At 73.8% G+C, this 22,465-nt stretch carries 20 protein-coding genes and 1 pseudogene; 9 read left to right on the top strand and 12 right to left on the bottom strand.

From position 1 onward, the window contains the following. The first annotated feature begins 338 nt into the window (after positions 1 to 338). The 4 genes from ADL08_RS11220 to ADL08_RS11205 all read left to right on the top strand — a co-directional run bounded on the left by ADL08_RS11220 (position 339) and on the right by ADL08_RS11205 (position 4,150). The gene (locus ADL08_RS11220; protein ID WP_420709592.1) at positions 339 to 1,283 is read left to right on the top strand and encodes a carbohydrate ABC transporter permease; all 945 of its coding nucleotides are present in this window, start codon (positions 339 to 341) and stop codon (positions 1,281 to 1,283) included. Then, complete coding sequence (locus tag ADL08_RS11215; protein ID WP_053641945.1) at positions 1,280 to 2,122, top strand: carbohydrate ABC transporter permease; 843 nt, start codon at positions 1,280 to 1,282, stop codon at positions 2,120 to 2,122. The genes ADL08_RS11220 and ADL08_RS11215 overlap by 4 nt, the downstream gene beginning before the upstream one ends. Then, entirely contained in the window at positions 2,119 to 3,411 is a 1,293-nt protein-coding gene (locus ADL08_RS11210) for an ABC transporter substrate-binding protein (protein WP_053641944.1), read from the top strand. Before ADL08_RS11215 ends, ADL08_RS11210 begins: the two co-directional genes overlap by 4 nt. A gap of 184 nt (positions 3,412 to 3,595) precedes the next feature. Further along, positions 3,596 to 4,150 carry a DUF1697 domain-containing protein gene (locus ADL08_RS11205; protein WP_053641943.1) on the top strand — a complete coding sequence of 185 codons (555 nt, stop codon included), beginning with the start codon at positions 3,596 to 3,598 and terminating at the stop codon, positions 4,148 to 4,150. Between the two features lie 61 nt (positions 4,151 to 4,211). Here ADL08_RS11205 and ADL08_RS11200 read toward each other — a convergent pair whose 3' ends face one another. Beyond that, positions 4,212 to 5,840: an FAD-binding oxidoreductase gene (locus ADL08_RS11200; RefSeq protein WP_053641942.1), complete on the bottom strand. Its 1,629-nt coding sequence runs from the start codon at positions 5,838 to 5,840 to the stop codon at positions 4,212 to 4,214. 260 nt (positions 5,841 to 6,100) lie between these two features. Between ADL08_RS11200 and ADL08_RS39170 the strand changes: the two genes are divergently transcribed. Next, positions 6,101 to 6,613 carry a transposase gene (locus ADL08_RS39170; protein ID WP_078970564.1) on the top strand — a complete coding sequence of 171 codons (513 nt, stop codon included), beginning with the start codon at positions 6,101 to 6,103 and terminating at the stop codon, positions 6,611 to 6,613. Positions 6,614 to 6,628: 15 nt separating this feature from the next. Here ADL08_RS39170 and ADL08_RS11190 read toward each other — a convergent pair whose 3' ends face one another. Beyond that, a complete protein-coding gene (locus tag ADL08_RS11190) occupies positions 6,629 to 7,336 on the bottom strand; it encodes a methyltransferase domain-containing protein (RefSeq protein ID WP_053642024.1) in 708 nt (235 codons plus the stop codon). 218 nt (positions 7,337 to 7,554) lie between these two features. On the opposite strand from ADL08_RS11190, the gene ADL08_RS11185 reads away from it, so the two are divergent. Genes ADL08_RS11185 through ADL08_RS11170 form a run of 4 tightly spaced genes read left to right on the top strand, consistent with a single transcriptional unit; the run spans position 7,555 to position 12,330 of the window. Next, on the top strand, positions 7,555 to 8,733 hold the full coding sequence (locus ADL08_RS11185) for a polyprenyl synthetase family protein (RefSeq protein ID WP_234352099.1): 1,179 nt from the start codon (positions 7,555 to 7,557) through the stop codon (positions 8,731 to 8,733). Beyond that, positions 8,730 to 10,286: a phytoene desaturase family protein gene (gene crtI / locus ADL08_RS11180; RefSeq protein WP_053641940.1), complete on the top strand. Its 1,557-nt coding sequence runs from the start codon at positions 8,730 to 8,732 to the stop codon at positions 10,284 to 10,286. Before ADL08_RS11185 ends, crtI begins: the two co-directional genes overlap by 4 nt. Then, the gene (locus ADL08_RS11175; RefSeq protein WP_078968112.1) at positions 10,283 to 11,338 is read left to right on the top strand and encodes a phytoene/squalene synthase family protein; all 1,056 of its coding nucleotides are present in this window, start codon (positions 10,283 to 10,285) and stop codon (positions 11,336 to 11,338) included. The genes crtI and ADL08_RS11175 overlap by 4 nt, the downstream gene beginning before the upstream one ends. Positions 11,339 to 11,343: 5 nt before the next feature. Then, a complete protein-coding gene (locus tag ADL08_RS11170; protein WP_053642023.1) occupies positions 11,344 to 12,330 on the top strand; it encodes a DUF5914 domain-containing protein in 987 nt (328 codons plus the stop codon). A gap of 14 nt (positions 12,331 to 12,344) precedes the next feature. Here ADL08_RS11170 and ADL08_RS11165 read toward each other — a convergent pair whose 3' ends face one another. From ADL08_RS11165 to ADL08_RS36555, 10 genes and pseudogenes are all read right to left on the bottom strand, one after another. After that, the gene (locus ADL08_RS11165) at positions 12,345 to 13,922 is read right to left on the bottom strand and encodes an FAD-dependent oxidoreductase (RefSeq protein ID WP_053641939.1); all 1,578 of its coding nucleotides are present in this window, start codon (positions 13,920 to 13,922) and stop codon (positions 12,345 to 12,347) included. Then, positions 13,909 to 15,123: a lycopene cyclase family protein gene (locus tag ADL08_RS11160; RefSeq protein WP_053641938.1), complete on the bottom strand. Its 1,215-nt coding sequence runs from the start codon at positions 15,121 to 15,123 to the stop codon at positions 13,909 to 13,911. The genes ADL08_RS11165 and ADL08_RS11160 overlap by 14 nt, the downstream gene beginning before the upstream one ends. A 222-nt stretch (positions 15,124 to 15,345) precedes the next feature. Further along, positions 15,346 to 16,113, bottom strand: coding sequence for a hypothetical protein (locus ADL08_RS11155; protein ID WP_053641937.1), 768 nt, complete (start codon positions 16,111 to 16,113; stop codon positions 15,346 to 15,348). 410 nt (positions 16,114 to 16,523) lie between these two features. Continuing rightward, on the bottom strand, positions 16,524 to 17,003 hold the full coding sequence (locus ADL08_RS11150) for a hypothetical protein (protein ID WP_053641936.1): 480 nt from the start codon (positions 17,001 to 17,003) through the stop codon (positions 16,524 to 16,526). Between the two features lie 202 nt (positions 17,004 to 17,205). Further along, positions 17,206 to 17,961 carry a sirohydrochlorin chelatase gene (locus tag ADL08_RS11145; protein ID WP_053641935.1) on the bottom strand — a complete coding sequence of 252 codons (756 nt, stop codon included), beginning with the start codon at positions 17,959 to 17,961 and terminating at the stop codon, positions 17,206 to 17,208. Between the two features lie 8 nt (positions 17,962 to 17,969). Beyond that, positions 17,970 to 18,863, bottom strand: coding sequence for an ABC transporter permease (locus ADL08_RS11140; RefSeq protein WP_053641934.1), 894 nt, complete (start codon positions 18,861 to 18,863; stop codon positions 17,970 to 17,972). Further along, positions 18,850 to 19,644, bottom strand: coding sequence for an ABC transporter ATP-binding protein (locus ADL08_RS11135; protein ID WP_053641933.1), 795 nt, complete (start codon positions 19,642 to 19,644; stop codon positions 18,850 to 18,852). The genes ADL08_RS11140 and ADL08_RS11135 overlap by 14 nt, the downstream gene beginning before the upstream one ends. 58 nt (positions 19,645 to 19,702) lie before the next feature. Further along, a complete protein-coding gene (locus ADL08_RS11130; RefSeq protein ID WP_053641932.1) occupies positions 19,703 to 20,812 on the bottom strand; it encodes an aliphatic sulfonate ABC transporter substrate-binding protein in 1,110 nt (369 codons plus the stop codon). Positions 20,813 to 21,021: 209 nt separating this feature from the next. Next, the gene (locus tag ADL08_RS11125; protein WP_053641931.1) at positions 21,022 to 22,365 is read right to left on the bottom strand and encodes a sulfate adenylyltransferase subunit 1; all 1,344 of its coding nucleotides are present in this window, start codon (positions 22,363 to 22,365) and stop codon (positions 21,022 to 21,024) included. Next, positions 22,365 to 22,465, bottom strand: a pseudogene (locus tag ADL08_RS36555) (sulfate adenylyltransferase small subunit); the annotation flags it as partial. The gene ADL08_RS11125 and the pseudogene ADL08_RS36555, both read right to left, overlap by 1 nt.

Below are 22,465 nucleotides of genomic sequence, written 5' to 3'. Positions count from 1 at the left end.
CCTCTCCCTCACCTGTGCGTTCGCGTCGAAGTCTCGCATCCGACCGGCCCGCCCCGCAGATCGGCCCGGCGGCCCCCACGGGCCCGTCGGGGTCGTGGCGGGGTGCGCTCGGGGTCCCCTCCGGGTTCCCTCGGGGTTCGCCCGGCAACGGCAGCGGGCAGGGGTAGACGGACGGACCGGAGCGACAGGACCGAGTGCTCCGACAGGAACGGGCGATCCGGTGGGAACGGGTGAGCCGACAGGACCGAGCGAGCCGGCAAGACCTAGCGATCCGGCGGGACCGAGCGATCCGGCAGGAACGGACGATCCGGCGGGAACAGGCGGAAGGGGGAGGGGCCATGGGATCGATGACCACGACGAAGCGGCCGGACGGAGCGCGCACACCGCGCATCGCCCCGGGGGCACGGCCGCGCGGCCCCGACTTCGGCGCCTGGTTCCTGGTGCTCCCGGCACTCCTGCCGATCCTCGTCCTCAGCGTCGGCCCGCTCCTCTACGGCGTCGCCCTCGCCTTCACCGACGCCCAGTCCGGCCGCACGCAGCCCACCCGCTGGGTCGGCGCCCTCAACTTCCAGGACCTGCTGCACGACGGCCTCTTCTGGGAGTCCTTCCGCATCGGCCTGCTCTGGGCCGTCGGGGTCACCGTCCCCCAATTCCTGCTCGCCCTCGGCCTCGCCCTCCTCCTCGACCAGAAGCTCCGGTTCCGCTGGCTCGCCCGGGCGCTCGCCATCGTCCCCTGGGCCATGCCCGAGGTCGTCGTCGGCATCATGTGGCGGCTCGTCTACAACCCCGACGCGGGCATCCTCAACGAGACCCTGCGGGACCTCGGGCTCGGCCAGGGCCACGACTGGCTCTCCGGACTCGCCACCGCCCTCCCCGCCGTCGTCGTCGTGGGCGTCTGGGCCGGCATGCCGCAGACCACCGTCGCCCTGCTCGCCGGACTCCAGAACACCCCGCGCGAACTCCACGAGGCCGCCGCCCTCGACGGCGCCGGCGCCTGGCGCCGCTTCCGCACCGTCACCTGGCCCGCGCTGCGACCGGTGGCCCTCGCCGTCACCGCCCTCAACCTCATCTGGAACTTCAACTCCTTCGCCCTGGTGTACGTGCTCACCAGCGGCGGACCGGGCGGCCGGACCCGGCTCCCCATGCTCTTCGCCTACGAGGAGGCCTTCCGCTACGGCCAGTTCGGCTACGCCGCCGCGATGGGCTGCGTGATGGTCGCCGCCGTCTCCGTGCTCATCGCCCTCTCCCTCGTGCGCCGACTGAAAGGGGACCAGGACCGATGAGCGCCTTCCGGACCGGCAGGGCGGCCAGAACGGGCCAGTACCTGGCCCTCCTCGGGTACCTGGCCTTCCTCGCCCTCCCCTTCCTCTGGCTGGTCTCCACCGCCTTCAAGCCCGCGCCCGAACTGGCCTCGCTCCACCCGACCTGGATCCCTCAGGACCCCACCCTCGACAACTTCCGGCAGGCCTTCGACGAGCAGCCGCTGCTCGGGGCCGCCGCGAACAGCCTGGTCGCCGCGGTCTCCGCCGCCCTGATCGCGGTGGCCCTCGCGACCCCGCTCGCCTACGTGACGGCCCGCCACCGGGGAAGGCTCTCCACCGCCGCCACCGGCTGGGTGGTCATCAGCCAGGCCTTCCCCTTCGTCCTCGTGATCATCCCGCTCTTCCTGATCCTCAAGAACCTGCACCTGATCAACAGCGTGTTCGGGCTCGTCCTGGTCTACGTGGTCTGGTCGCTGCCCTTCGCCCTCTGGATGCTGATCGGATACGTCCGGGCCGTCCCGGCCGAACTGGAGGAGGCCGCGGCCGTCGACGGCGCCGGCCGGCTCCGCACCCTCGTCTCGGTCACCGCCCCGCTGCTCGCCCCCGGCATCGTCGCCACCGCCCTCTTCGCCTTCGTCACCGCCTGGAACGAGTTCTTCTTCGCGCTCGTCCTGCTCAAGACCCCCGAGAAGCAGACCCTGCCGGTCGTCCTCACCCACTTCCTCGGCGCCGAGGGCGTCGCCGACCTGGGCCCCCTCGCCGCCGCGGCCTTCCTCGCGACCCTGCCGTCCCTCGTCGTCTTCGCCGTCCTCCAGAAACGGATCACCGGCGGGATGCTGGCCGGGGCGGTGAAGTCATGAGGCGCCTCACCGTGTTCCTCGCCGTCCTCGTCCTGCTCCTGACCGGCTGCGCCGCCGGGCACGAGGGCCCCGACGACGGAGTCGTACGGCTCCGCTTCCAGTCCCTGGCCTGGCAGAAGGAGTCCGTCGACGCCAACCGGCGACTGGTGGACGAGTGGAACGCCACCCACCCCGGCGTCCGGGTCGAGTACGTGCAGGGCAGCTGGGACTCCGTCCACGACCAGCTCCTCACCTCCTTCGAGGGCGGCGAGGCGCCCGACATCGTCCACGACGCCTCCGACGACCTCGCCGACTTCGCCCACGGCGGCCACCTCGCCGACCTGCGCCCGCTGCTGTCCGCGCGGCTGCGCGCCGACATACCCGCCCGGAGCTGGGAGACCACCACCTTCGGCGAGGGGGTCTACGGCGTGCCGTTCCTCCAGGAGCCCCGGGTGATCCTCGCCAACCGGAAGATCCTGGAGTCCTCCGGCGTCCGGATCCCCACCCCGCGGAGCCCCTGGACCTGGAGCGAGTTCCGGCAGGTCGCCCGGGACCTCACCCGGAGCATGGGACCCGGCCGGTACGCCGTCGCCTGGCCGCTCAAGGAGCCGGTCTCCGTCAGCCTCAACCTGGGCCTGTCGGCGGGCGGACGGCTCTTCCACCGGGGCGCGGACGGCCGGGTGACCGTCGGCTTCACCGAGGCCGACGCCGTCGTCCCCGGCACCGTCCGCGCCCAGGTCGTCGACGACCGCACCGCCCCGCGCACCACGCTCGGCAGCGGCGGCTCGGACACCCTGCCCGGCTTCTTCGCCGGCAAGTACGCCATGGTCCCGCTCGGCTTCGCCTACCGGCAGCAGATCGTCCAGCAGGCCCCCGAGGGCTTCGAGTGGACCGTGCTGCCCGCCCCCGCCGGGAGCGCCGGGCTCGCCCAGGGCGTCTCCCCGCAGACCCTGTCCATCGCCGAGGACAGCCCGCACAAGAAGGAGGCGGCGGCCTTCCTCGACTTCTTCCTGCGCCCGGAGAACATGGTGCGGCTCGCGCGCGGCGACTGGATGCTGCCCGTCGGCACGACGGCGCTCGCGGACCCCTCACTGCGCACGGACCGGGACGGCTGGGCGACCGGCGCCGCCGTGGCCGAGCGGTTGCTGCCCGCGCCCGCGCAGTCCGTGCGGGGGTATCCGGAGTGGAAGGACAAGGTGGCGACCCCGGCCTTCCAGGAGTACTACAGCGGCGCCATCGACACCGCCGAGCTGCGCAGACGCCTGGTCGAGGACGGCAACCGGGTGCTCGCCCGCTATCAGCGGAAATGAACGGTTCGCGAGCGGCCCGTCATTACGAAACCTTGTTGAAAAAGTCACAGTAGGGTGACGGGCCTTCTCCCGCCCCCTTCCATCGGACAGGGTTCGAAGCGGCCACCGTGCCGCCCCCCACGAGGCGCGGTGGCCTCCCCGTGCCGGGACGTCACCGCCCCGGGCGGAGCCGTAGGTTGGGGCCATGACGCAGACATACGCGGCGCTGCTCCGGGGCATCAACGTGAGCGGGCACCGGAAGGTCCCCATGGCGGAACTCCGTTCGCTCCTCGAAGGCCTCGGCCACGGGGACGTCCGCACCCACCTCCAGAGCGGGAACGCCGTCTTCACCACCGCCGCCGGCACCCCGGAGGCCGAGCTCACGGCCGCGATCGAGGACGCGATCGAGGACCGGTTCGGGTTCCGCGTGGACTGCCTCGTCCGCGACGGCGCCTATCTCGCCGCCGTCGCCGACGCCTGCCCGTTCCCCACGGCCGGGGTCGAGGGCAAGCAGCTGCACGCCCTCTACTTCTCGGGCCCGCCCGACGCCGGGCGCTTCGCCGCGATCGACCAGGAGGCCTACCGCCCGGAGGCCTTCGCGCTCGGCGACCGCGTCCTCTACCTCTACGTCCCCGAGGGCCTCGGCAGGTCCAAGCTGGGCGACGCCGTCTCCCGGCCGTCCCTCTCCGAGGGGCTCGTGGTCACCGCCCGCAACTGGAACACGGTCCTCAAGCTGGTGGAGATGACCCGGGAGGGCTGACGGTCCCGGCCCGGCCGCCGGGCCGGGCGGCCCGTCGTCGGCGGTGCCGTGCGTCCGGGGCTCATCCGGGCAGGGCGGTCCCGGGGCGCAGGGGGTCGACGAGCACTCCCGGGTTCAGGATCCCGGCCGGGTCCAGGACCGCCTTGCCGGCCCGCAGGGCGGCGGCGAACAGCTCGGGGCGCTGCCGGTCGTACCAGGGCCGGTGGTCGCGGCCCACCGCGTGGTGGTGGGTGATGGTGGCGCCGCCGGTGACGAGCGCCTCGGAGACCGCCCGCTTGATCTCGTCCCACTGCTCCACGGTGCTGCCCCACCGGCCCGCGGCGTAGATCCCGAAGTACGGCGCGGGACCGTCGGGATAGACATGGGTGAAGCGGCAGGTCACCACGCCTTCCGCACCGACCTGGCGCATCGCGTCCCGGGCCGCGGCGTCGACGGACGCGCGCAGGGCGTCGAAGCGGTCCCAGGTGCACGCCGTCTCGAACGTCTCCACGATCATGCCCTGGGCGGCGAGGGCGTCCCGTCGGTAGGGCATGCGCAGGAAGGAGTCGCGCCAGGTGTCGGCCGCTCCGGTGCGGGCGGACCGGTCGGCGGCGTCGGTGCGGCGCGCCGGCTCGGACAGGGTGCCGCCGTGGTCCCGGCACAGTTCCAGCGCGCGGTCCATCCACGCGTCCACCGGATGGTCGGCGGACTCGAAGCCGAGCACCAGGACGGCGGTGGGGGAGCCGGCGTTGACGAAGGCCTCGACGGGGTCCAGGAGGCGGCAGTTGGCCGGGTCGAGCCCGGACTGGGACAGGGCGCGCACCGCCCGCACGCCCGCGTCGTGGTCCGCGAACCCCACCGTGGCGCCCGCGCGCCACCGGGGCCGGTCCTGGAGGCGGACCCAGGCCTGCGTGATGACGCCGAGCGACCCCTCCGAGCCGAGGAACATCCGGTCGGGGGACGGCCCGGCGCCCGAGGCCGGGAGCCGGCGGGACTCCACGACGCCGCTGGGGGTGACGACCCGCAGCGATTCGGCGAGGTCGTCGATGCGGGTGAGGCGCGTCGCGAAATGGCCCCCCGCCCGGGTGGCCAGCCAGCCGCCGAGGGTGGAGAACTCGAAGGACTGGGGGAAGAACCGGAGCGTGTACCCCTCCGGGCGCAACTGCTCCTCCAGGTGCGGGCCGAAGACCCCGGCCTGGACGAGCGCGGCCCGGCTGGTGCGGTCGACCTCCAGGACCCGGTCCATCGCGCCCAGGTCCAGGCTGACCGCACCGGCGTACCCGTCGCCCACCCGGGGCTCGACGCCGCCCACCACGGACGAGCCGCCGCCGAAGGGGACGACGGCGACGCCCGCGTCGCCGCACCACTCCAGTACGTCGACGACCTGCTCCTCCGAGGTCGGGCGCACCACGAGGTCGGGCACGTGGGGCAGCCGCCCGAGCAGCGCCCGCACCACGTCGCGGAACGCCTGCCCGTGGCTGTGCGCGAGCCGGTCGCGCACGTCCTCGGAGACGATCGGCACCAGGGAAGGCGGCGCCTGGATCCTGCTCCGGCCGACGCCGAACGACCCGACCGGGGGAGCCTCGTGCACGGTCAGGTCGGCTCCCGGCAGCAACGCGGCGGTGCGCCGGGTGAGTTCCTCACGCTCCCGGCCCGTCACCGCGTCCTCGACGTTCCCCCATCCCCACCACGAACGCCTCGTGCCCCTCATGACCGCACCGCCGATCCGGACGCCGGGTAAGTTACCTGCCGGTCACATTCGCACGGGGCGGGCCCGCGGACAAGACCGCCGTCGGTGCCGGGTGGCGGGGCCCCGCACGCGAGGGCATTCGTCCCCCGGGGAATTCCGGGGGCGTGTCGCCCGGAAAGCGCTTCGAGCTCGTAACACGATCTTGCTGAAGAGTCCTGGTCGACCATGACCGGTGTGACGATTCGGCCGTTCGGGATGGTGTGACTACTCGGCCGTGGATCGTGGACGATGACTTGTGGGCTCTGATCGAGCCGCTGTTGCCGCCCTGGCCTGAGCGGTCGCCGGGGCCGCGGCCGGTGCCGGACCGGCTGTGCTTCCAGGGCATCCTGTACGTGCTGCACAACGACATCACCTGGCAACTGCTGCCTGTGGAGCTCGGGTTCGGCTCAGGGCAGACCTGCTGGCGGCGACTGGACCGCTGGCAGAAGGCCGGCGTCTTCGAGCAGCTGCACCGGATCCTGCTTGCCGAGCTGAAGGCGGCCGGCGAACTGGACTGGTCCCGAGTGTGCGTCGACGGCTCCCACGGACGCACCGACCAACTTGCCAGCCGCAGACGACGCCGGGAACGACCCTGCGGGTTCGACCAGGCCGCCTACCGGCGCCGCAACGTCGTCGAACGCCGCTTCCACCGCCTCAAGCAATGGCGCGGCATCGCCACCCGCTACGACAAACACCCCGGTCGCCACCTCGCCGCCATCACCCTCGCCGGCACACTCGTCTGGCTCGACCCTTGATAGACAAGACACCCCCTAAGACCTGACCCCGGCGAACGTGTGCGTGATCCCCGTCTGCCAGCCCGGCTGCGGGAGCGCCCGCACGTCCGTGAAGCCCGCGCGGCGCAGCCGGTCGGCGAAGGCGGGCGCGGTGTCGAAGGCGAGGACACTGCGCCACAGGTGGCGGTAGAGCGCCTCGTCCCCGTGGCGGCGGCCCCACGGCAGGACGACCGCGCCCATCATCGCCGACCACATCGCCCGGTGGACGGCCCGCCCGCCGAGGGCGTACTCGTGGACGACCAGGCGCCCGCCCGGCCGCAGGACCTCCCGCACCCGGGCGAGGGCCCCGTCGGGATCCGCGACGTTGCGGAAGAGGTAGGCGGCGAAGACCGCGTCGTACGGGCCGCGCAGTCCGGCCTCCGCCATGCCCTCCACGGGCGCGTGCACGAAGGAGACACCGGGGGGCCACGGCTTGTCCCGCGCCCGGTCGAGCATCCCGGCGGACGCGTCGACCCCGGTGACGGACGCCCCGGGCGCGGCCCGCAGCAGGGCCCGCGTCGACGCCCCCGTACCGCAGCCGAGGTCGAGCACCGACCACCCCCGTCCCCCGTCGGGCAGGGCGAGGCGGCGGGCCGAGCGGAGCAGGTGCCGGTGGTAGCCGGGGCTCGCGGAGGTCATCCGGTCGTAGGTCCGCGAGGCGCGGTCGAAGGCGTGGGCGAGGTCGGCGTCTCGCAACAAGGTCATGGCCTGCTCCTCCGTCATGGGTTCGCGCACCTGTTCGTCGGGGCTCCCGCACCGGGCCCGATCGTAGCGTCGCCCGACCCGGGGCGGGCGCGGGCGGCGGCGGGCGGTCATTGGGCCGGGCGGCCCAAGGAACGGTGCATCCGATGCCCCCGGCGGTACTGAATGACCCGTGATGACGAAGAGATGCCGCCCGGCGAGCGAGGGGTGAACCGATGCGCGTGCGCGATCCGCTTCAGGTAGACGAGGGGGTGCCGGCCGCCGTCGAGGAGTGCCTCGCCGCCGTCCTCCGGCGGCGCACGGCGGACGCGGCGGACGCCGATCCGGACTTCGCGTCCGACATCGCCGACCGGGTCGCCGCCTTCGCCCTGGGCGGCGGCAGGCGGCTGCGCGCCGAGTTCCTGTGGTGGGCGCTGCGGGGCAGCGGCGGCGGGGCGCGCGAGACGCCGGCGGCCCTGGGGGTCGCGGCGGCCCTCGAACTGATCCAGACGTGCGCCCTGATCCACGACGACGTGATGGACGGCTCGCCCCTGCGCAGGGGACGCCCCTCCGTGCACGTGCAGCTGGACGCGCGGTTCGGCACGGGGGAGCGGACGCTGCCCTGCGGCACGTTCGGCGGCGCCGCCGCCGTCCTCGCCGGCGACCTGGCCCTCGCCTGGGCCGACGACGCCTTCGCCGAATCCGTGGCGGGGCTGCCGTCGGCGCCCCGGGCCGCCGGGGTCTGGCGGGTGATGCGCACGGAGATGGTCGCGGGCCAGTACCTCGACCTGCGCGGCCAGGTCACGGGCGACGGCTCGGCCGAACGGGCGGCGCGCACGGCCGTCCTGAAGACGGCCCTCTACTCGATGGGGCACCCCCTGGCCCTGGGCGCGACCCTCGCGGGAGCGCCCGACGGCACCGTCCGCGCGCTCCGCGAGGCGGGGCGGGCCGCCGGGCTCGCCTTCCAGCTCCACGACGACGTGCGGGGAGCCTTCGGCGACCCGGCGGCCACCGGGAAGCCGGTCGGCGAGGACATCCGGGAGGGGAAGGCGACCTACCTCCTGGCCGTCGCCGGGGAGCGGTGCGCCGAGCTCGGGGACCGGGCGGGGCTCGCACTCCTGGAGCGGATCACCGGCGGAGCCCGTACGACCGAGGAGGACGTGGACCGCGCGCTCGACCTGCTCGTCGCCTGCGGGGCCCGGGACAGGGTCGCCCGGCGGGTCGAGGAGCTGTGCGCCCGGGGCGCGGAGACGGTGGCGCGCGCCGGGCTCGCGCGGGAGGCCGCGGACCGGATCGCGGAGCTCTTCGGGGCGGCCTGCGGACTGGAACCCGGGCGCGCCACCGCGCCGGCGCCGGAACCACCCCCGTCCGCGCCGTCCGTCCCGCCGACCCTGCCGGTCCTCATCGGGGAGGCCCGGTGAGGGCGATCGCGGGACCGACGGACCACGTCGTCGTGGTGGGCGCGGGGCTCTCCGGCCTCGCCGCCGCCCTCCACCTGCTCGGCGCCGGACGCCGGGTGACCGTCGTCGAGCGCGACCCGCTCCCGGGCGGCCGCGCCGGCCGCCTGGACCTCGGCGGCTACCGGACGGACACCGGGCCGACCGTCCTCACCATGCCCGACATCCTCGACGAGGCCTTCCACGCGGTGGGGGAATCCCTGCGCGAACGGGTCGACCTCGTCCCCCTCCACCCGGCCTACCGGGCGCTGTTCGCCGACGGCACCCGCCTCGACGTGCACACCGACCCCGAGGCCATGGAGGCGGAGGTAGCCGCCTTCGCGGGACCCCGCGAGGCCCAGGGGTACCGGGGACTGCGCCGCTGGCTGGAGGAGCTGTACGGGCTCCAGATGCGCCGCTTCATCGACGCCAACTTCGACTCGCCCCTCCAGCTCCTCCGCCCCGACCTCGCCCGGCTCGCCGCCCTCGGCGGCTTCGGCCGGCTCGACCGGGCCGTGGCCCGCTTCCTGTCGGACGAGCGGCTGCGGCGCGTCTTCTCCTTCCAGGCCCTGTACGCGGGCGTGGCGCCCTCCAAGGCCCTCGCCGCCTACGCGGTGATCGCCTACATGGACACGGTCGCCGGGGTGTACTTCCCGCGCGGCGGGATGCACGCCGTACCGGCGGCCATGGCGGACGCGGTGGTACGGGCCGGCGGCACCGTCCGGTACGACGAGCCGGTCACCGCGCTCGAACGCCGGGGCGACCGCGTCACCGCCGTCCTCACCGAACACGGCCGGATCCCCTGCGACGCGGTCGTCCTCACCCCCGACCTGCCCGTCGCCTACGGCCTCCTCGGGCACGAGCCCCGCCGCCCCGTCCGGCTGCGGCACTCCCCGAGCGCGGTCGTCGTCCACGCGGGAACGGACCGCACCTGGCCCGAACTCGCCCACCACACGCTCTCCTTCGGAAACGCGTGGGAGGGCACGTTCCACGAGCTGATCGACCGGGGACGCCTGATGAGCGACCCCTCGCTGCTCATCACCCGGCCCACGGCCACCGATCCCTCCCTCGCCCCGCCCGGCCGCCACCTGCACTACGTCCTCGCCCCCTGCCCGAACACCGGCGTCGGACCGGACGCCGCCCACTGGGGCGAACTCGGACCGCGCTACCGCGACGCGCTCGTCCGCGAACTGGAACGCCGGGGCCTGCACGGGTTCGGCGAATCGATCGAGGAGGAGACCCTGGTGACCCCGGCGGACTGGACGGCACGGGGGCACGCCGCGGGCACCCCCTTCTCCGCCGCCCACACCTTCGCCCAGACCGGCCCCTTCCGGCCCCGGAACCTGGTGCGGGGCACGGCCAACGCCGTCCTCGCCGGCTGCGGCACCACACCCGGCGTGGGCGTCCCCACGGTGCTGATCTCCGGCAAGCTCGCCGCCGCGCGCATCACCGGCGGCCCCACCCGCCCCGGACGGCGTCCCGCGCCGCCCGGGACGGACCGCACCCGGGTGCCCGGAGCGAGCGGGGCGACGCGATGACGGCCCGGGAGCTGGACGCGGCCGGCATCACCGACCCGCGCCTGCGGGCCGCGTACACCGCCTGCCGGCGCCTGAACGCCCGCCACGGCAGGACGTACTTCCTGGCCACCCGCCTCCTGCCCGTCGACCGGCGCTCGGCCGTCCACGCCCTGTACGGCTTCGCGCGGCGCGCCGACGACATCGTCGACGACCTGGGCACCGACGCCACGACGGAGGAGCGCTCCGCCGCCCTGGACGTCCTGGAGAGCCAGTGGAAGCACGCCGTCCAGGGCGGGGAGGTCCGCGAACCGGTGGTGATGGCGGCGGCCGACGCCCGGGCCCGCCACCACATCCCCGAGCGCCACTTCACCGACTTCCTGACGTCGATGCGCAGCGACCTGACGGTCGAGCGGTACGCGACGTACGCCGACCTCCACACCTACATGCACGGCTCGGCGGCCGTCATCGGACTCCAGATGGTCCCCGTCCTCGGCACCGTCGTCCCCCGCGCGGAGGCCGAGCCGTACGCGGCGGCGCTCGGCCGGGCCTTCCAGCTCACCAACTTCCTCCGGGACGTGGGCGAGGACCTCGACCGGGGGCGCGTCTACCTGCCCCTGGACCTCCTCGCCGCCTACGGGGTCGACCCCGACCTGCTGAGGTGGAGCAGGCTGACCGGCTGCCGGGACGCCCGGATCACCGCCGCGCTGCGGGCCGCCGCCGCCCTGACCCGGGGCGTCTACCGCGAGGCGGAGCCCGGCATCGCCCGGCTCGCCCCCGTGTCGGCGCCCTGCGTGCGGGCCGCCTTCGTGCTGTACCGGGACATCCTGACGGCCATCGAGCGGGACGGGTACGCGGCGGTGCACCGCCGGGCGGTCGTCGGCCGTCGCCGCAGGGCGGCCGTGGCGGCGCGCGGCCTGGTGGGCGCGCTCGCCGCCCGCACCCTGCCGGACCGGTCCCGCACCCCCTCCGCCGCCGTCCCGGCCGCGCCCCGCACGGACGTCCGCAGGACGTGGGCGAGGAGCGGGGCCGAACTCGACCGCACGACCCGTACGACAGGAGGCGGCGAGCGGTGAGCGCGATGCGAAGGCCGCAGATCCCGCTGCGGCTGCGGCGCGACCCCGTCCCCTGGGACCGGCAGCGGCCGACGTGGCGGGAGGCCAAACCGGCTCTGATCGCCGAGGCGCTGGACCGGGCGAAGGCCCGTCCCTCCGGCAACTGGTTCGTCGTCGGCGCCAGTCGCGACCTCGGGGACGGCCGCCCGCTCGGGCGGACCGTGGCGGGCACCGAGGTGGTCCTGTGGCGCGACGGAGAGGGGACGCCCCACGCGGGCCCGGGGACCTGCCCGCACTTGGGGGCGCCGCTGAAGGACAGCGTCGTGCGGTGCGGGACGCTGATCTGCCACTGGCACGGACTCGCCCTGGACGGCGGCCCCTTCGCGGGCTGGGAGCCGTGGCCCGTCCACGACGACGGGACGCTGCTCTGGGTCAGGCTCGACCGGGCGGGCGGCGAGGCCCCCACGGAGCGGCCCTTCGTGCCCGAGCGCCCGCGGGCGGCCGCGGCGGTCGGCGCCGTCTACACGGGCGTGGGCACGTGCGAGCCGGAGGACGTCGTCGCCAACCGGCTCGACCCCTGGCACGGCGCCTGGCTCCACCCGTACTCCTTCGTCGACCTGGAGGTGCTGCGGACCCCGACGGAGGAGGACGACGAACTGGAGGTGGAGGTGTCGTTCAAGGTGGCCGGACGGGTCGTGGTGCCCGTCCGGGCCGTGTTCACCGCGCCGGACCCCAGGACGGTCGTCATGCGGATCACGGCGGGCGAGGGCACGGGATCGGTGGTCGAGACGCACGCGACGCCCCTGACGCCGGCGGGGGCACGACGTCCCCGCACCGCCGTCGTGGAGGCCGTCGTCGCCGGTTCGGACCGGCGGGGGTTCGCCGTGGCCCGCCTGGCGGCCCCGCTCCTGCGCCCGGCGATGCGGGCAGCGGCGGGCCGCCTGTGGCGCGACGACCTGGCGTACGCCGAGCGGCGCTGGTCCCTGCGGGCACGGGGGCTGTTCCCGGGCTGACGCGCGACGCCGGTTCAGTACTCCCCGTACGCGCGGGCCACCGCCCTCAGGACCGCCGACCGGCCCCGCCGGGGCACCGTCCACAGCGTCTGGCCCCGCAGGCCCCAGCGCCACAGGTGCGCGTTGGCCGCGAGGAAGCCCGTGGTGGCGGCCCGTTCCATCAGCGCCACCGGAAGGCCGGTGCGGACCAGGTCGCCGGCGACGGTGACGGTGGGGTCGGAGGTGTCGACCGCCGGCCGGTCCGCGTGGCCGCCCACGGCGAAGAGCGGGCAGTCCTGCCGCCACTCGTCGCGCCGGTCGACGATCCGCGCGGCCGCCGTCTCCGGGTACACCCGGTGGAGCCGCTCGACCAGCTCCCGCCCGACCGGAGCCGGGCCCGCGGCCGCGTCCGCCGCGTAGGCGTGGAGTTCGACCACGGAGCCGCCGGTCTTCCCGGCCCAGCGGGTGGCCTCGCCCTCCCAGCGGTCGAGGACGCTGATGTTGTCCAGGGGGCCGTGGCCGCCGGTCCCGAGGAAGCCGGGCCGGTCCGGGGCGACGGGACGGTCCAGCCAGAGCCGGGTGACCAGGAACGGCGGGGCCGTGCGCAGGGCGGCGACCCGGGCGCGCCAGGCCTCGTCGCACAGCGTGGGCGAGGCCGCCGCGACGGCCCGGAGCCCGGCGGTGTCCAGCGCCAGGACCAGCGCGTCGACGCGCTCCGCACCGTCCGGGCCGTGGACCAGGTGGCCCCCGCCCGGCGCGGACTCGACGCGGTCGACGGGGGCGCCGGCGCGGATGTCCACGCCGTGGCCTTCGAGGTAGCGGGCGAGGGGCTCCCACAGGGCCTGCGGATAGGGCTCGTCGGGCACGTCGAAGAGCAGCCCCTCGGAGGAGCCCAGGAAGTAGATGTGGAACATCAGGGCGAGTTCGGCCGCCGACAGCTCCCCGGGATCGGCGAAGAAGCTGCGGGAGAAGACCTCGAACGCGAGGTGCCGGGCCTTCTCCGGGAAACGGATCCGGTCGAGCAGCTCCCGGGCGCTGACGTCGTCGTACCGCTCGTGGACGCCGGGGAGGCGCACGTCGAGGAGGGGCAGCGCCGCCCGGGGGTTCATCCGGGCCAGGTCCCGCGCCCCGAAGGAGGGGCTGAGCGCGGCGAAGCCCAGGGCGCTCCACGGCGGCGTACGGGGGACGCGCGCGAAGCTGTCGTACAGGCCCGAGCCGTGCAGCAGGGGGTAGTCGGGCAGCGGCCGCAGCCGCTCCAGGCCCGGATCGACCCGCCGCAGCAGGCCGCGCAGGTTGTAGTACTGGCGGAAGAAGGCGTGGAAGCCGCGGCTCATCGTCGCCGAGGAGCCGTCCGCGAGCTCCACGGGCCATCCGGCGAGCCGCCCGCCGAGCGACGCCTCGCGCTCGTACAGGGTGACGCGGACCCCGCGTTCCGCGAGGACGGTCGCGGCGGCGATGCCCGCGATCCCGCCCCCGACGACGGCGCAGCGCGGCCCGTCCCGGTCCGCCCGGTCCCGTCCGGGGTGGGCGGGCAGGACGACCGCCCGGCGGTCGCGGCCGCGGCGCGGTGCCGGGGCCCGCTCCGGGGCCGAGGGGTGTTCACGGCCGGTCATCGGGGGCCTCCTGATGCGGTCCCGGCCGGGGGCGCCGGGGGAGTAGGGGGACTTCGGCCGCCGTGCGGAGCATGGCGGGGACGGGCGTGCGCAGCCCGATGGAGAACTCCTCGGCCGGGCCGGTGGCGCCGTCGAGGAAGCGGAGCAGGCGCTCGCAGGGGACGTGTGCGAAGAGCCGGGTGAAGAAGGCCGGGCCGTCGATCCGTCCCGTGTCGAGGCCGCGCAGCAGGACGGAGTCCATCGCGAGCGCCCGGGAGGAGTACGCGGGCGGGGGCAGCGGGCGCCGGCCCCGGTGCAGGGCGTCCGCGACGGCCCGGGCCTGCCGCTGGATCGCCGCGAAGGCGTAGCCGGTGGAGGGCCGGACGGCCCCGCCGGCCGCCCCGACCCGGAAGACGTGCCGGCCCGCCCTGCGGGGGTGGCGGCCGTCGCTCATCGGGATGGCCCCCTGCTCGGTGGCGAGCACCCGGAGGGGGCCGAGCCGCAGGACGTCCCCGGTGTACCGGGCCAGGGCCCGTTCGTAGGCGGCGGTCGTCAGCGGGGCCCGGCCGAACTCGGTGTACTCGACGAGCGCCTCGCGCGGGCCGGTGGGAAGGACGTAGCCGAAGGAGAGGCCGTGCGCCGGCTGGGGCGTGCGGAAGTCCATCAGCTCGACCACGTCCGGCGCGAACACCGGGCGTTCGGTCCGCACGAACCAGCCCCGGAAGTGCTGGAGCAGGGCGGTGCGGGCGGGCGGCGCGGCGGCGGGCGGCCGGGAGTCGAAGACCCAGCGGGCCGGGAGCCGTGAGACGGTCCCGTCCGCCGCGCGACAGCTCACGACGGCGCCGTCCGGCCCGTCCGCCACCTCCTCCACGACGGCCTCGACCCGGCGCAGCGCGGAGAGCCGCGGCCGCAGGCCCCGCTCGAAGTCCCCGGAGCGCAGCATCTTGTACCGCAGCCCGCCGAGGGAACGCACGGGACCGGACCCGTCGGCCCCCCGCACCCGGAGCCCGCCCCAGCTCGCGGTCAGGAACGGGTCGTACGGGCCGGGGCCCGTCTCCCAGAAGCACCAGGTGCGCTCGGGGGGCCGCAGCGGCCCCGGCGGCGCCTCCACGAGGGTGACGCGGGGGGCGGGGACCCCGTCCGGGGGAGCGAGCAGCCGCCACGCGAGGGAGAGCCCGGCCGCGCCGCCCCCGACGACGACCACCTCGGTGCCGGTGTCCATGGACGCCCCTCACCCCTCTCACATCACCTCGGAAGCGGTCCCGGTGGGTCTACCCGGGAACGGGGGCGATGCGTGGCCCCGTGCTGCATTCGGCCCATCGGGGGGCGGCGGATGCGGCGGGAAAGACGTTTCGCGCGGCCGGCGGGTCGGGGCGACCGCGCTCCGGGTGGGGCCGGGCAGCCGGGAACGCGGCCGGCGGAACGTCCGCCCGTGCCCCGGTTGTCAGCGGGAGGAGCCCGAAGGCCCGATCGCGCAGCCGGAGTCGGCGGAGACGACCCGGTGCCGGGACACCGTGCCGTCCGCGGCGAGCGCGTAGACGTTCCCGTCCGGCAGGACGCGCAGTCCCACGGCGTCGATCTCCGAACGCGTGGGTCCGCCCGTGGGCGGCATGGCCGCGATCCTTCCTTCGGAGAGGAACACCCCGCAGTCGTCGGCCGCGCCGAGGCCGCCGCCGCTCGACGTGCCCGCCCGGGCCGTGCGGTCTCCGTCGTTCTCCGTCACCTGGACGGACTGGGAGTCCTGTTCGCTCTGGCCCACCGCGTAGGTGCCGACGACCGTCGCGCCTCGTGAGGTGGCGCATTCGCTGGAGAAGTCCCCGAGGCCGCGGACCCTGCGGCCGGTGCGGAGGGTGAGGAGGGCGGGCTTGTCGCCCACGGTGGCCGCCCTGTCGGCCGCCGGGTCGAGACAGCCGATCGAGCCGGGGAGACGGTCGGCGACCAGCCGCGGACGACCGGCCTTCCGGCCGGGCACGTCGAAGAGGTAGGCGGACCATCGGGGCGCGGACTCGTCGCCCGTGGCCACCGACACCGCGAGGGACCGTCCGTCCGCAGACTGCGTCCCCATCGAGTCCAGGAGCTCCCCGGACAGGGGAAGGGACTGCTTCCGGCCACCGTCGGACCAGGTGACGGAAGGGCCGTCGGTGGCGACCCAGTCCTCGGGACCGGAACTCCAGTGAACGTCCAGGCGGCCCGTTCCGAATTCTTTCGACACGGTTTTTCCGTCGGACTTCCATATTGCCAGTGATTTCTCCTGCCCCGGATTCTCGGAGACGGCGGCAGTGATGACGGCGTCCGGGCACCGGGTGAGGCAATGGATGTCGGAAGGGTAATTTCCGGAATGGCTCCAGGCGCGTGTGCCGTCAGAGCGGAATCCGGCGATTACTTCTTCCCGGGTGTCGAACGTGATGTATCCGGTGGTGTCGCCCTCGACGAGGAGGTACCGCTTCTCCGCCGTCCCCCCGGCGGCGGGGGCGGGTCCGTCACTCGTCGAGCACCCGGCCAGGACCGGGACGATCAGCAGAACGGCGCTCGCCAGGCGTGTGCGCATCCTCATTGCTCTCCTCCGCGGGGCGCGGACGGGCCGGACCGGCCGTCCGCGCCCGTCTGTCGGCCGGCACGGGCTCAGAAGGCGAACGACTTGCCCTTGCACTCGATGGGCCAGCTGTTCATGTTGTACCAGCCGTGGCTGACGAGCCGGGTGCTGCCCTTCTTGGTGACCGGCTCGCGGCCGGCGCTCCAGTAGACGCCCCAGCTGTTGTTGTTCCAGGCCACCTCGTTCTTCTTCACCTCGAGGTGGCCCCGCCGGGTGGTGCCGTCCAGGAGGTAGGTGACGTGGCTCAGGTCGCGGCGGCTCTTGTTGATGCCGTGGCTGGTCGGGAAGTTCTGACGCTGCTTGTGCTTCCACGTGGTCGAGGTCTTCGCCACGTAGTAGTTGACGGTGCGGACGTTGCCGTCGGCCGAGGGCCCCAGGGCCGCGGAGCAGTTCACCGTGATGGTCCTGTCGGCCGCCACGGCCTGCGGTGCGGAAAGCGTTCCGACCGCCAGTGCGGCGACGACGACGGGGGTCGAGAAAATGCTGACCCGAAGAAGTGCGATGCTCATTTCTTTCCCCTCTTGTTCGGTCGTGAATATCTTCCGCTTGCGGCGAGCGGGCGAACAAGGGACTTGAGGAACATCTGAGGTGCCTGAGGCGGCGAAAATCGAACCGTTCCATATGGTGGGAAAAAGGATTGCCCAATTCCGCTTTCGCGCCGGAATTACCCCCTCATCGATATTCCGTTCACGAATACCGGACAGGAGGGGATCAGGCGGTGCGGGCGACCGGCCGACGGGCGGCGTGGGCCCCGTCGTACCGCGCCAGGAGCAACCGGGCCAGTTCGGGGGAGGGGCCCAGGACGTCCGCCAGGACGTCCGCCTCCGCCGCGCCCGCGGCGATCCGGTCCGGGAGGCGGCCCGGCGCGATCACGTACGGGGCGACGGCCACCCGCCGGACGCCCGGCTCGGCGCGCAGCGCCCGTACGGCGTCCTCCGTACGGGGGACGCCCCCGGCGGTCACAGCGGAGGCGAACGCGGGCCGCACGGAGCACCAACCGGTGCGCCGCAGCTCCCGCGCCGTTTCTGCGATCACCGCGATCGCCTCCGGGTCGGTGGAGCCCGCCGAGGCCAGGACGACCCCGGTCGCGCTCTTGTCGCCGGGCGCGAGCCCGGCCTCGTACAGCCGCCGTTCCGCCGCCGCGACGAGCAGCGGCGACGGGCCCAGGACCTCCGCCTGCCGGATCCGCAGCGAGGCGGGGGCCTGCCGCAGGACGGCCGGCACGTCCGCCTTCGCGTGGAAGGCCCGGGTCAGGAGCAGCGGCAGCGCCACCACGTCCCGGATCCCCTCGGCGGCGAGCCGGTCGAGGACCCCCGTCACCGACGGCAGGTTGAAGTCCAGGAACGCCGTCTCCACGCGCAGTCCCGGCCGCAGCGCACCGGCCCGGCGTACCAGCGCCTGGACGGTGGCGGCGTGCCGCGGGTCGCGGCTGCCGTGGGCGATCACGAGGAGGACGGGGTGGTTCACGGTGGCACTCAGTTCTTCGTCAGCAGGCCGCGCCGGCGCAGCACCGCACGCTCCAAGGGGCTGAAGATCAGCAGGTCGATGGCGATGCCGACGATCAGGATGAGGATGATCGCCAGGAAGATGCCCGCCATGTCGATGTTGTTGCGGCCGTACTCAAGGAGTTGGCCGAGACCGAGGCCCAGGTCGGGCGAGGAGGCGATGATCTCCGCGGCCATCAGCGAACGCCACGAGAACGCCCAGCCCTGCTTCAGCCCCGCCAGATAGCCCGGCAGCGCGGCCGGCATCACGATGTGCCAGGCACCCTTGAACCCCGTGGCGCCGAGCGTCTGGCCCGCCCGGAGGAAGAGCGGCGGAACCTGGTCGACGCCGGCGACGAGGCCGTTGGCGATCGAGGGGACGGCGCCGAGCAGGATCACCGCGTACATCATGCTGTCGTTGAGGCCGAGCCACAGAACCGCGGGCGCCACCCACGCCACCGAGGGCAGCGACTGGAGTCCCGCGAGGATCGGGCCGATGGCCGCCCGCACGAACCTCACGCGGGAGACGAGCAGCCCCAGCGGGGTGCCGATGGCGAGCGCCAGGAGGAACCCGAGCAGGGCCCGGGACACACTGGTCCACAGCACGCTCAGGAGCGTGCCCGCCCGCCACATCTCGGTCAGGCTGTCCCAGACGGCGGCGGGCGCGGGCAGCTTGAACTCGTCGGTGACCTTCGCCCAGTAGAGGAGCTGCCACGTCACCAGGACGAGCGCGACGGCGACGATCGGCGGGAGCACCTTCTTGACCAGGACCTCACGGACCGGCGTCCGCCGGATCTGCACGCTGTCGAGGGCGTCCAGACCGGCTTCGAGGCCGGCGAGGTCGTCGGTCTTCCGTGTCTTCGGGGTGGTCTCAGTGCTGGCCATGACGGCGGATCTCCCCACGCAGGTGCTCGGTGATCTCGAGGGACAGTTCCGCGACGTCGGCGTCCTCGATGCGGCGTGGCTGAGGGATGTCGATGGTCCACTCGTGGGCGATCCGGCCGGGCCGGGACGAAAGGAGGACGACGCGCTCGGCCAGCCGCACGGCCTCGCGCACGTTGTGGGTGACGAAGAGCACCGACAGCTTCGTCTCGCGCCAGATCCGGGTCAGCTCGTCGTGCAGCACGTCCCGGGTGATCGCGTCGAGCGCGGCGAAGGGCTCGTCCATCAGGAGCAGATCGCTGTCCTGGGCCAGCGCGCGGGCCAGCGCGACCCGCTGGCGCATGCCGCCGGACAGCTCGTGGACCCGCTTGTCGTACGAGCCGCCGAGCCGGACGAGTTCGAGCAGCCGCTCGGTCTCGCCGCGCCGCTCGGCCTTGGGAACCCCGCGCAGCCGCAGGGCGAGTTCGATGTTCTTGCCCGCGGTCAGCCACGGGAAGAGGGCGTGCTCCTGGAACATCAGGGCCGGCCGGCCGCCGGGGGTCTCGATGGACCCCGCGGACGGCCGGTCGAGTCCGGCGACCAGGTTGAGCAGCGTGGACTTGCCGCAGCCCGAGGCGCCCAGGAGGGTGACGAACTCGCCCGGGGCGACATCGAGAGTGATGTCGTCGAGGACGAGCTGTCCGCCGGCGGGTCCGCCGAAGGACTTGGATACGTGCTCGATACGGGCGGCATGGGTCACCGCCGTGTGGTCCTCGGTCTTGGCGAGCGTCGTGGACGTGGCCATGGTCGTCACCTCCTGGTGAAGCTGAACTCGGGCTGCTGCACGATTGTCCGGCGCCGGGTTACTTGACGCCGAGACCGGCGTCGGAGACCTCGGACTGGCCCTCGGCCTTCAGGACCTTGTTGAGCGCCTTCAGGTCGTAGATGCCGGACAGCTCGGGCTTCTTCAGGAGTCCGGCCTTCACCGCGTGGTCCGCCTGGGACTGGAGCGTGGCCGCCAGCGGGTCGTTGGTGAACTGGATGGACGGCCACGCGGCGTCGATCACCTTGTCGCTCAGCGCCTTGCCCGACAGCGCCTTCAGCTTGGAGTTGGCCGACTCCTTCGCCTTGTCCTGGTTGGCGTTGATCCACGCGTTCGTCTTCACCGTGCCGCGCAGGAACGCCTCGACGACGTCCGGGTGCTCCTTGAGGAACTTCTGCGACACGATGACGTTCGTGATGACGAACTTCTTGTCCGGCCACAGGTCGGACTCGTCGAGCAGCACCTTCGCCCCGTCGCCGACCAGCTTCGACGCGGTCGGCTCGGGCACCCAGGCGCCGTCGATGGCGCCGGAGGCGTAGGCGTTCGGGGTGACCTTGTTGTCCGTGCGGACCACGGAGACGTCGCCCTTGCCGCTCTGGGCGTCGACCTTCCAGCCCTTCTCGGAGATCCAGTTGAGGAAGGCCACGTCCTGCGTGTTGCCGAGCTGCGGCGTGGCGATCTTCTTGCCCTTGAGGTCGTCCAGGGTCTTGATCTTCGCGGGGTTCACGACGAGCTTCACGCCACCGGAGGCGGAGCCGCCGACGATGCGCAGGTTGGTGCCCTTGGTCTTGACGTAGCCGTTGATGGACGGCGAGGGACCGATGAAGCCGATGTCGATCGAGCCCGCGTTCAGGGCCTCGATCTCGGACGGGCCCGCGTTGAAGGTGGTGGACACCAGCTTGGTGCCGCCCAGTTCCTTCTGGAGGAGGCCCTCCTGCTCACCGACGAGCGCGGTGGCGTGGGTGAGGTTGGGGAAGTACCCGAGCCGTACGGTGTCGGCGGAGAGCTTCTCGCCCTCGGCGGCGACCTTCTTCTCGTCGGTCTTCGCGTCGGAGCCGTAGCCGCAGGAGGCGAGTGCCCCGATCAGCAGGGGCAGGGTGGCGGCGGCGGCCAGGGCGCGGCGCGTGGTGGTACGGGTGGTGGAAGGCACGGGAGGTGTTCCCCTCGATTCAGCGTCTTCGAAGTCTGTGTCTGTGTCTGTCACGTACGGGGTGGAGCGGGTGGAGCCGTGTCGCACCGCTCGCGCGGCGCACCGAGGTCAGCACACACATCGTGCGACACCTCCCCGGCCCGCGCCGAGGGCACCGGAACCGACCCGGCCGCCCTCCTTCGCAAAGGTGGCGTAGACGTCCTGGATCATCAGAAGTCCCATCCTTCCTCGTCTTCGACGGTCACGACGGCCTTGGCGGTGGCGAAGGACTCGCCCGCCATGCCGGCCGCGAGCGTGGTGCCGTCCGCCGGGTCGATCAGCAGGAACGAACCGGTGCGGCGGGAGTCCGCGTACGCGTCGAGCGCGAGCGGCTCGGCGGTGCGGACCACGACCCGGCCGATGTCGTTGGCGACCAGCTGCCCGGGGTCCGGGTGCTGGGAGAGGTCGTCCAGGGTCAGCCGCGAGGGGATGTCCTTGACGATCGCCTTGACCGTACGGGTGGTGTGCTTGAGCAGGACCCGCTGGCCGACCGCGAGCGGCTGGTCCGCCACGTGGCAGACCGTCGCCTCGACGTCCTGGCTGGTGGCCGGGGCGTCACCGCTCGGGGCGAGCAGGTCGCCGCGCGAGACGTCGATGTCGTCCGCGAGCCGGATCGTCACCGACTGCGGCGCCCACGCGATGTCGACGGACTCGCCGAGCGCGTCGATCGCCGCGATCGTGGAGGTCTTCCCGGACGGCAGTACGGTGACCGCCTCGCCGACCCGGAAGGCACCGGCGGCGATCTGGCCGGCGTAGCCCCGGTAGTCGGGGTGCTCGGCGGTCTGCGGCCGGATCACGTACTGCACGGGGAACCGGGCGTGGCAGGCCGTCAGGTCGTGGCTGACCGGGACGGTCTCCAGGTGCTCCAGGACCGTCGGACCGCCGTACCAGTCCATGTTCGCCGACGGCTCCACGACGTTGTCGCCGGTGAGCGCCGAGATCGGGATCGCGGTGATCTCCGGGACGCCCAGCTCGGAGGCGTACGTGGTGAACTCCTCGGCTATGGCGGCGAAGACGGGCTCGGCGTAGTCGACCAGGTCCATCTTGTTGACGGCGAGGACCACGTGCGGGACGCGGAGCAGGGCGGCGACGGCGGCGTGCCGGCGGGTCTGCTCCACGACGCCGTTGCGGGCGTCGACCAGGACCACGGCCAGCTCGGCGGTGGAGGCGCCGGTGACCATGTTCCGGGTGTACTGCACGTGCCCGGGGGTGTCGGCGAGGATGAACCGGCGGCGGGCGGTGGCGAAGTAGCGGTAGGCCACGTCGATGGTGATGCCCTGCTCCCGCTCGGCCCGCAGGCCGTCGGTGAGCAGCGCCAGGTCCGGCGCCTCCTGGCCACGGGAGCGCGAGGCGTGCTCCACGGCTTCCAGCTGGTCGGCGAGGACCGACTTGGAGTCGTGCAACAGCCGTCCCACCAGGGTGGACTTGCCGTCGTCGACGGAACCGGCGGTCGCGAAGCGCAGCAGGGTGGTGGCCGTCGTCAGGTCGGCCGGCTGCTCGGTGGACGTGCTCATTAGAAGTACCCTTCGCGCTTGCGGTCTTCCATCGCGGCTTCGGAGAGTTTGTCGTCGGCCCGGGTGGCGCCCCGTTCGGTGAGCCGGGAGGCGGCGATCT

This window comes from Streptomyces sp. NRRL F-6492, assembly GCF_001280125.1.
Lineage (GTDB): Bacteria > Actinomycetota > Actinomycetes > Streptomycetales > Streptomycetaceae > Streptomyces.
Note: the sequence above shows the minus strand (reverse complement) of the source record. Positions and strands in the feature narration are given on the sequence as shown.

Excerpts from the sequence above, each read along its gene's own strand:
- ADL08_RS11205 (WP_053641943.1), top strand. The coding sequence starts at position 3,596 with ATGACGCAGACATACGCGGCGCTGCTCCGGGGCATCAACGTGAGCGGG.
- ADL08_RS11175 (WP_078968112.1), top strand. The coding sequence starts at position 10,283 with ATGACGGCCCGGGAGCTGGACGCGGCCGGCATCACCGACCCGCGCCTG.
- ADL08_RS11160 (WP_053641938.1), bottom strand. The coding sequence starts at position 15,123 with ATGGACACCGGCACCGAGGTGGTCGTCGTCGGGGGCGGCGCGGCCGGG.
- ADL08_RS11150 (WP_053641936.1), bottom strand. The coding sequence starts at position 17,003 with ATGAGCATCGCACTTCTTCGGGTCAGCATTTTCTCGACCCCCGTCGTC.
- ADL08_RS11140 (WP_053641934.1), bottom strand. The coding sequence starts at position 18,863 with ATGGCCAGCACTGAGACCACCCCGAAGACACGGAAGACCGACGACCTC.
- ADL08_RS11200 (WP_053641942.1), bottom strand. The coding sequence starts at position 5,840 with ATGAGGGGCACGAGGCGTTCGTGGTGGGGATGGGGGAACGTCGAGGAC.
- ADL08_RS11190 (WP_053642024.1), bottom strand. The coding sequence starts at position 7,336 with ATGACCTTGTTGCGAGACGCCGACCTCGCCCACGCCTTCGACCGCGCC.
- ADL08_RS11220 (WP_420709592.1), top strand. The coding sequence starts at position 339 with ATGGGATCGATGACCACGACGAAGCGGCCGGACGGAGCGCGCACACCG.
- ADL08_RS11135 (WP_053641933.1), bottom strand. The coding sequence starts at position 19,644 with ATGGCCACGTCCACGACGCTCGCCAAGACCGAGGACCACACGGCGGTG.
- ADL08_RS11165 (WP_053641939.1), bottom strand. The coding sequence starts at position 13,922 with ATGACCGGCCGTGAACACCCCTCGGCCCCGGAGCGGGCCCCGGCACCG.
- ADL08_RS11215 (WP_053641945.1), top strand. The coding sequence starts at position 1,280 with ATGAGCGCCTTCCGGACCGGCAGGGCGGCCAGAACGGGCCAGTACCTG.
- ADL08_RS11170 (WP_053642023.1), top strand. The coding sequence starts at position 11,344 with ATGCGAAGGCCGCAGATCCCGCTGCGGCTGCGGCGCGACCCCGTCCCC.
- ADL08_RS11210 (WP_053641944.1), top strand. The coding sequence starts at position 2,119 with ATGAGGCGCCTCACCGTGTTCCTCGCCGTCCTCGTCCTGCTCCTGACC.
- ADL08_RS11125 (WP_053641931.1), bottom strand. The coding sequence starts at position 22,365 with ATGAGCACGTCCACCGAGCAGCCGGCCGACCTGACGACGGCCACCACC.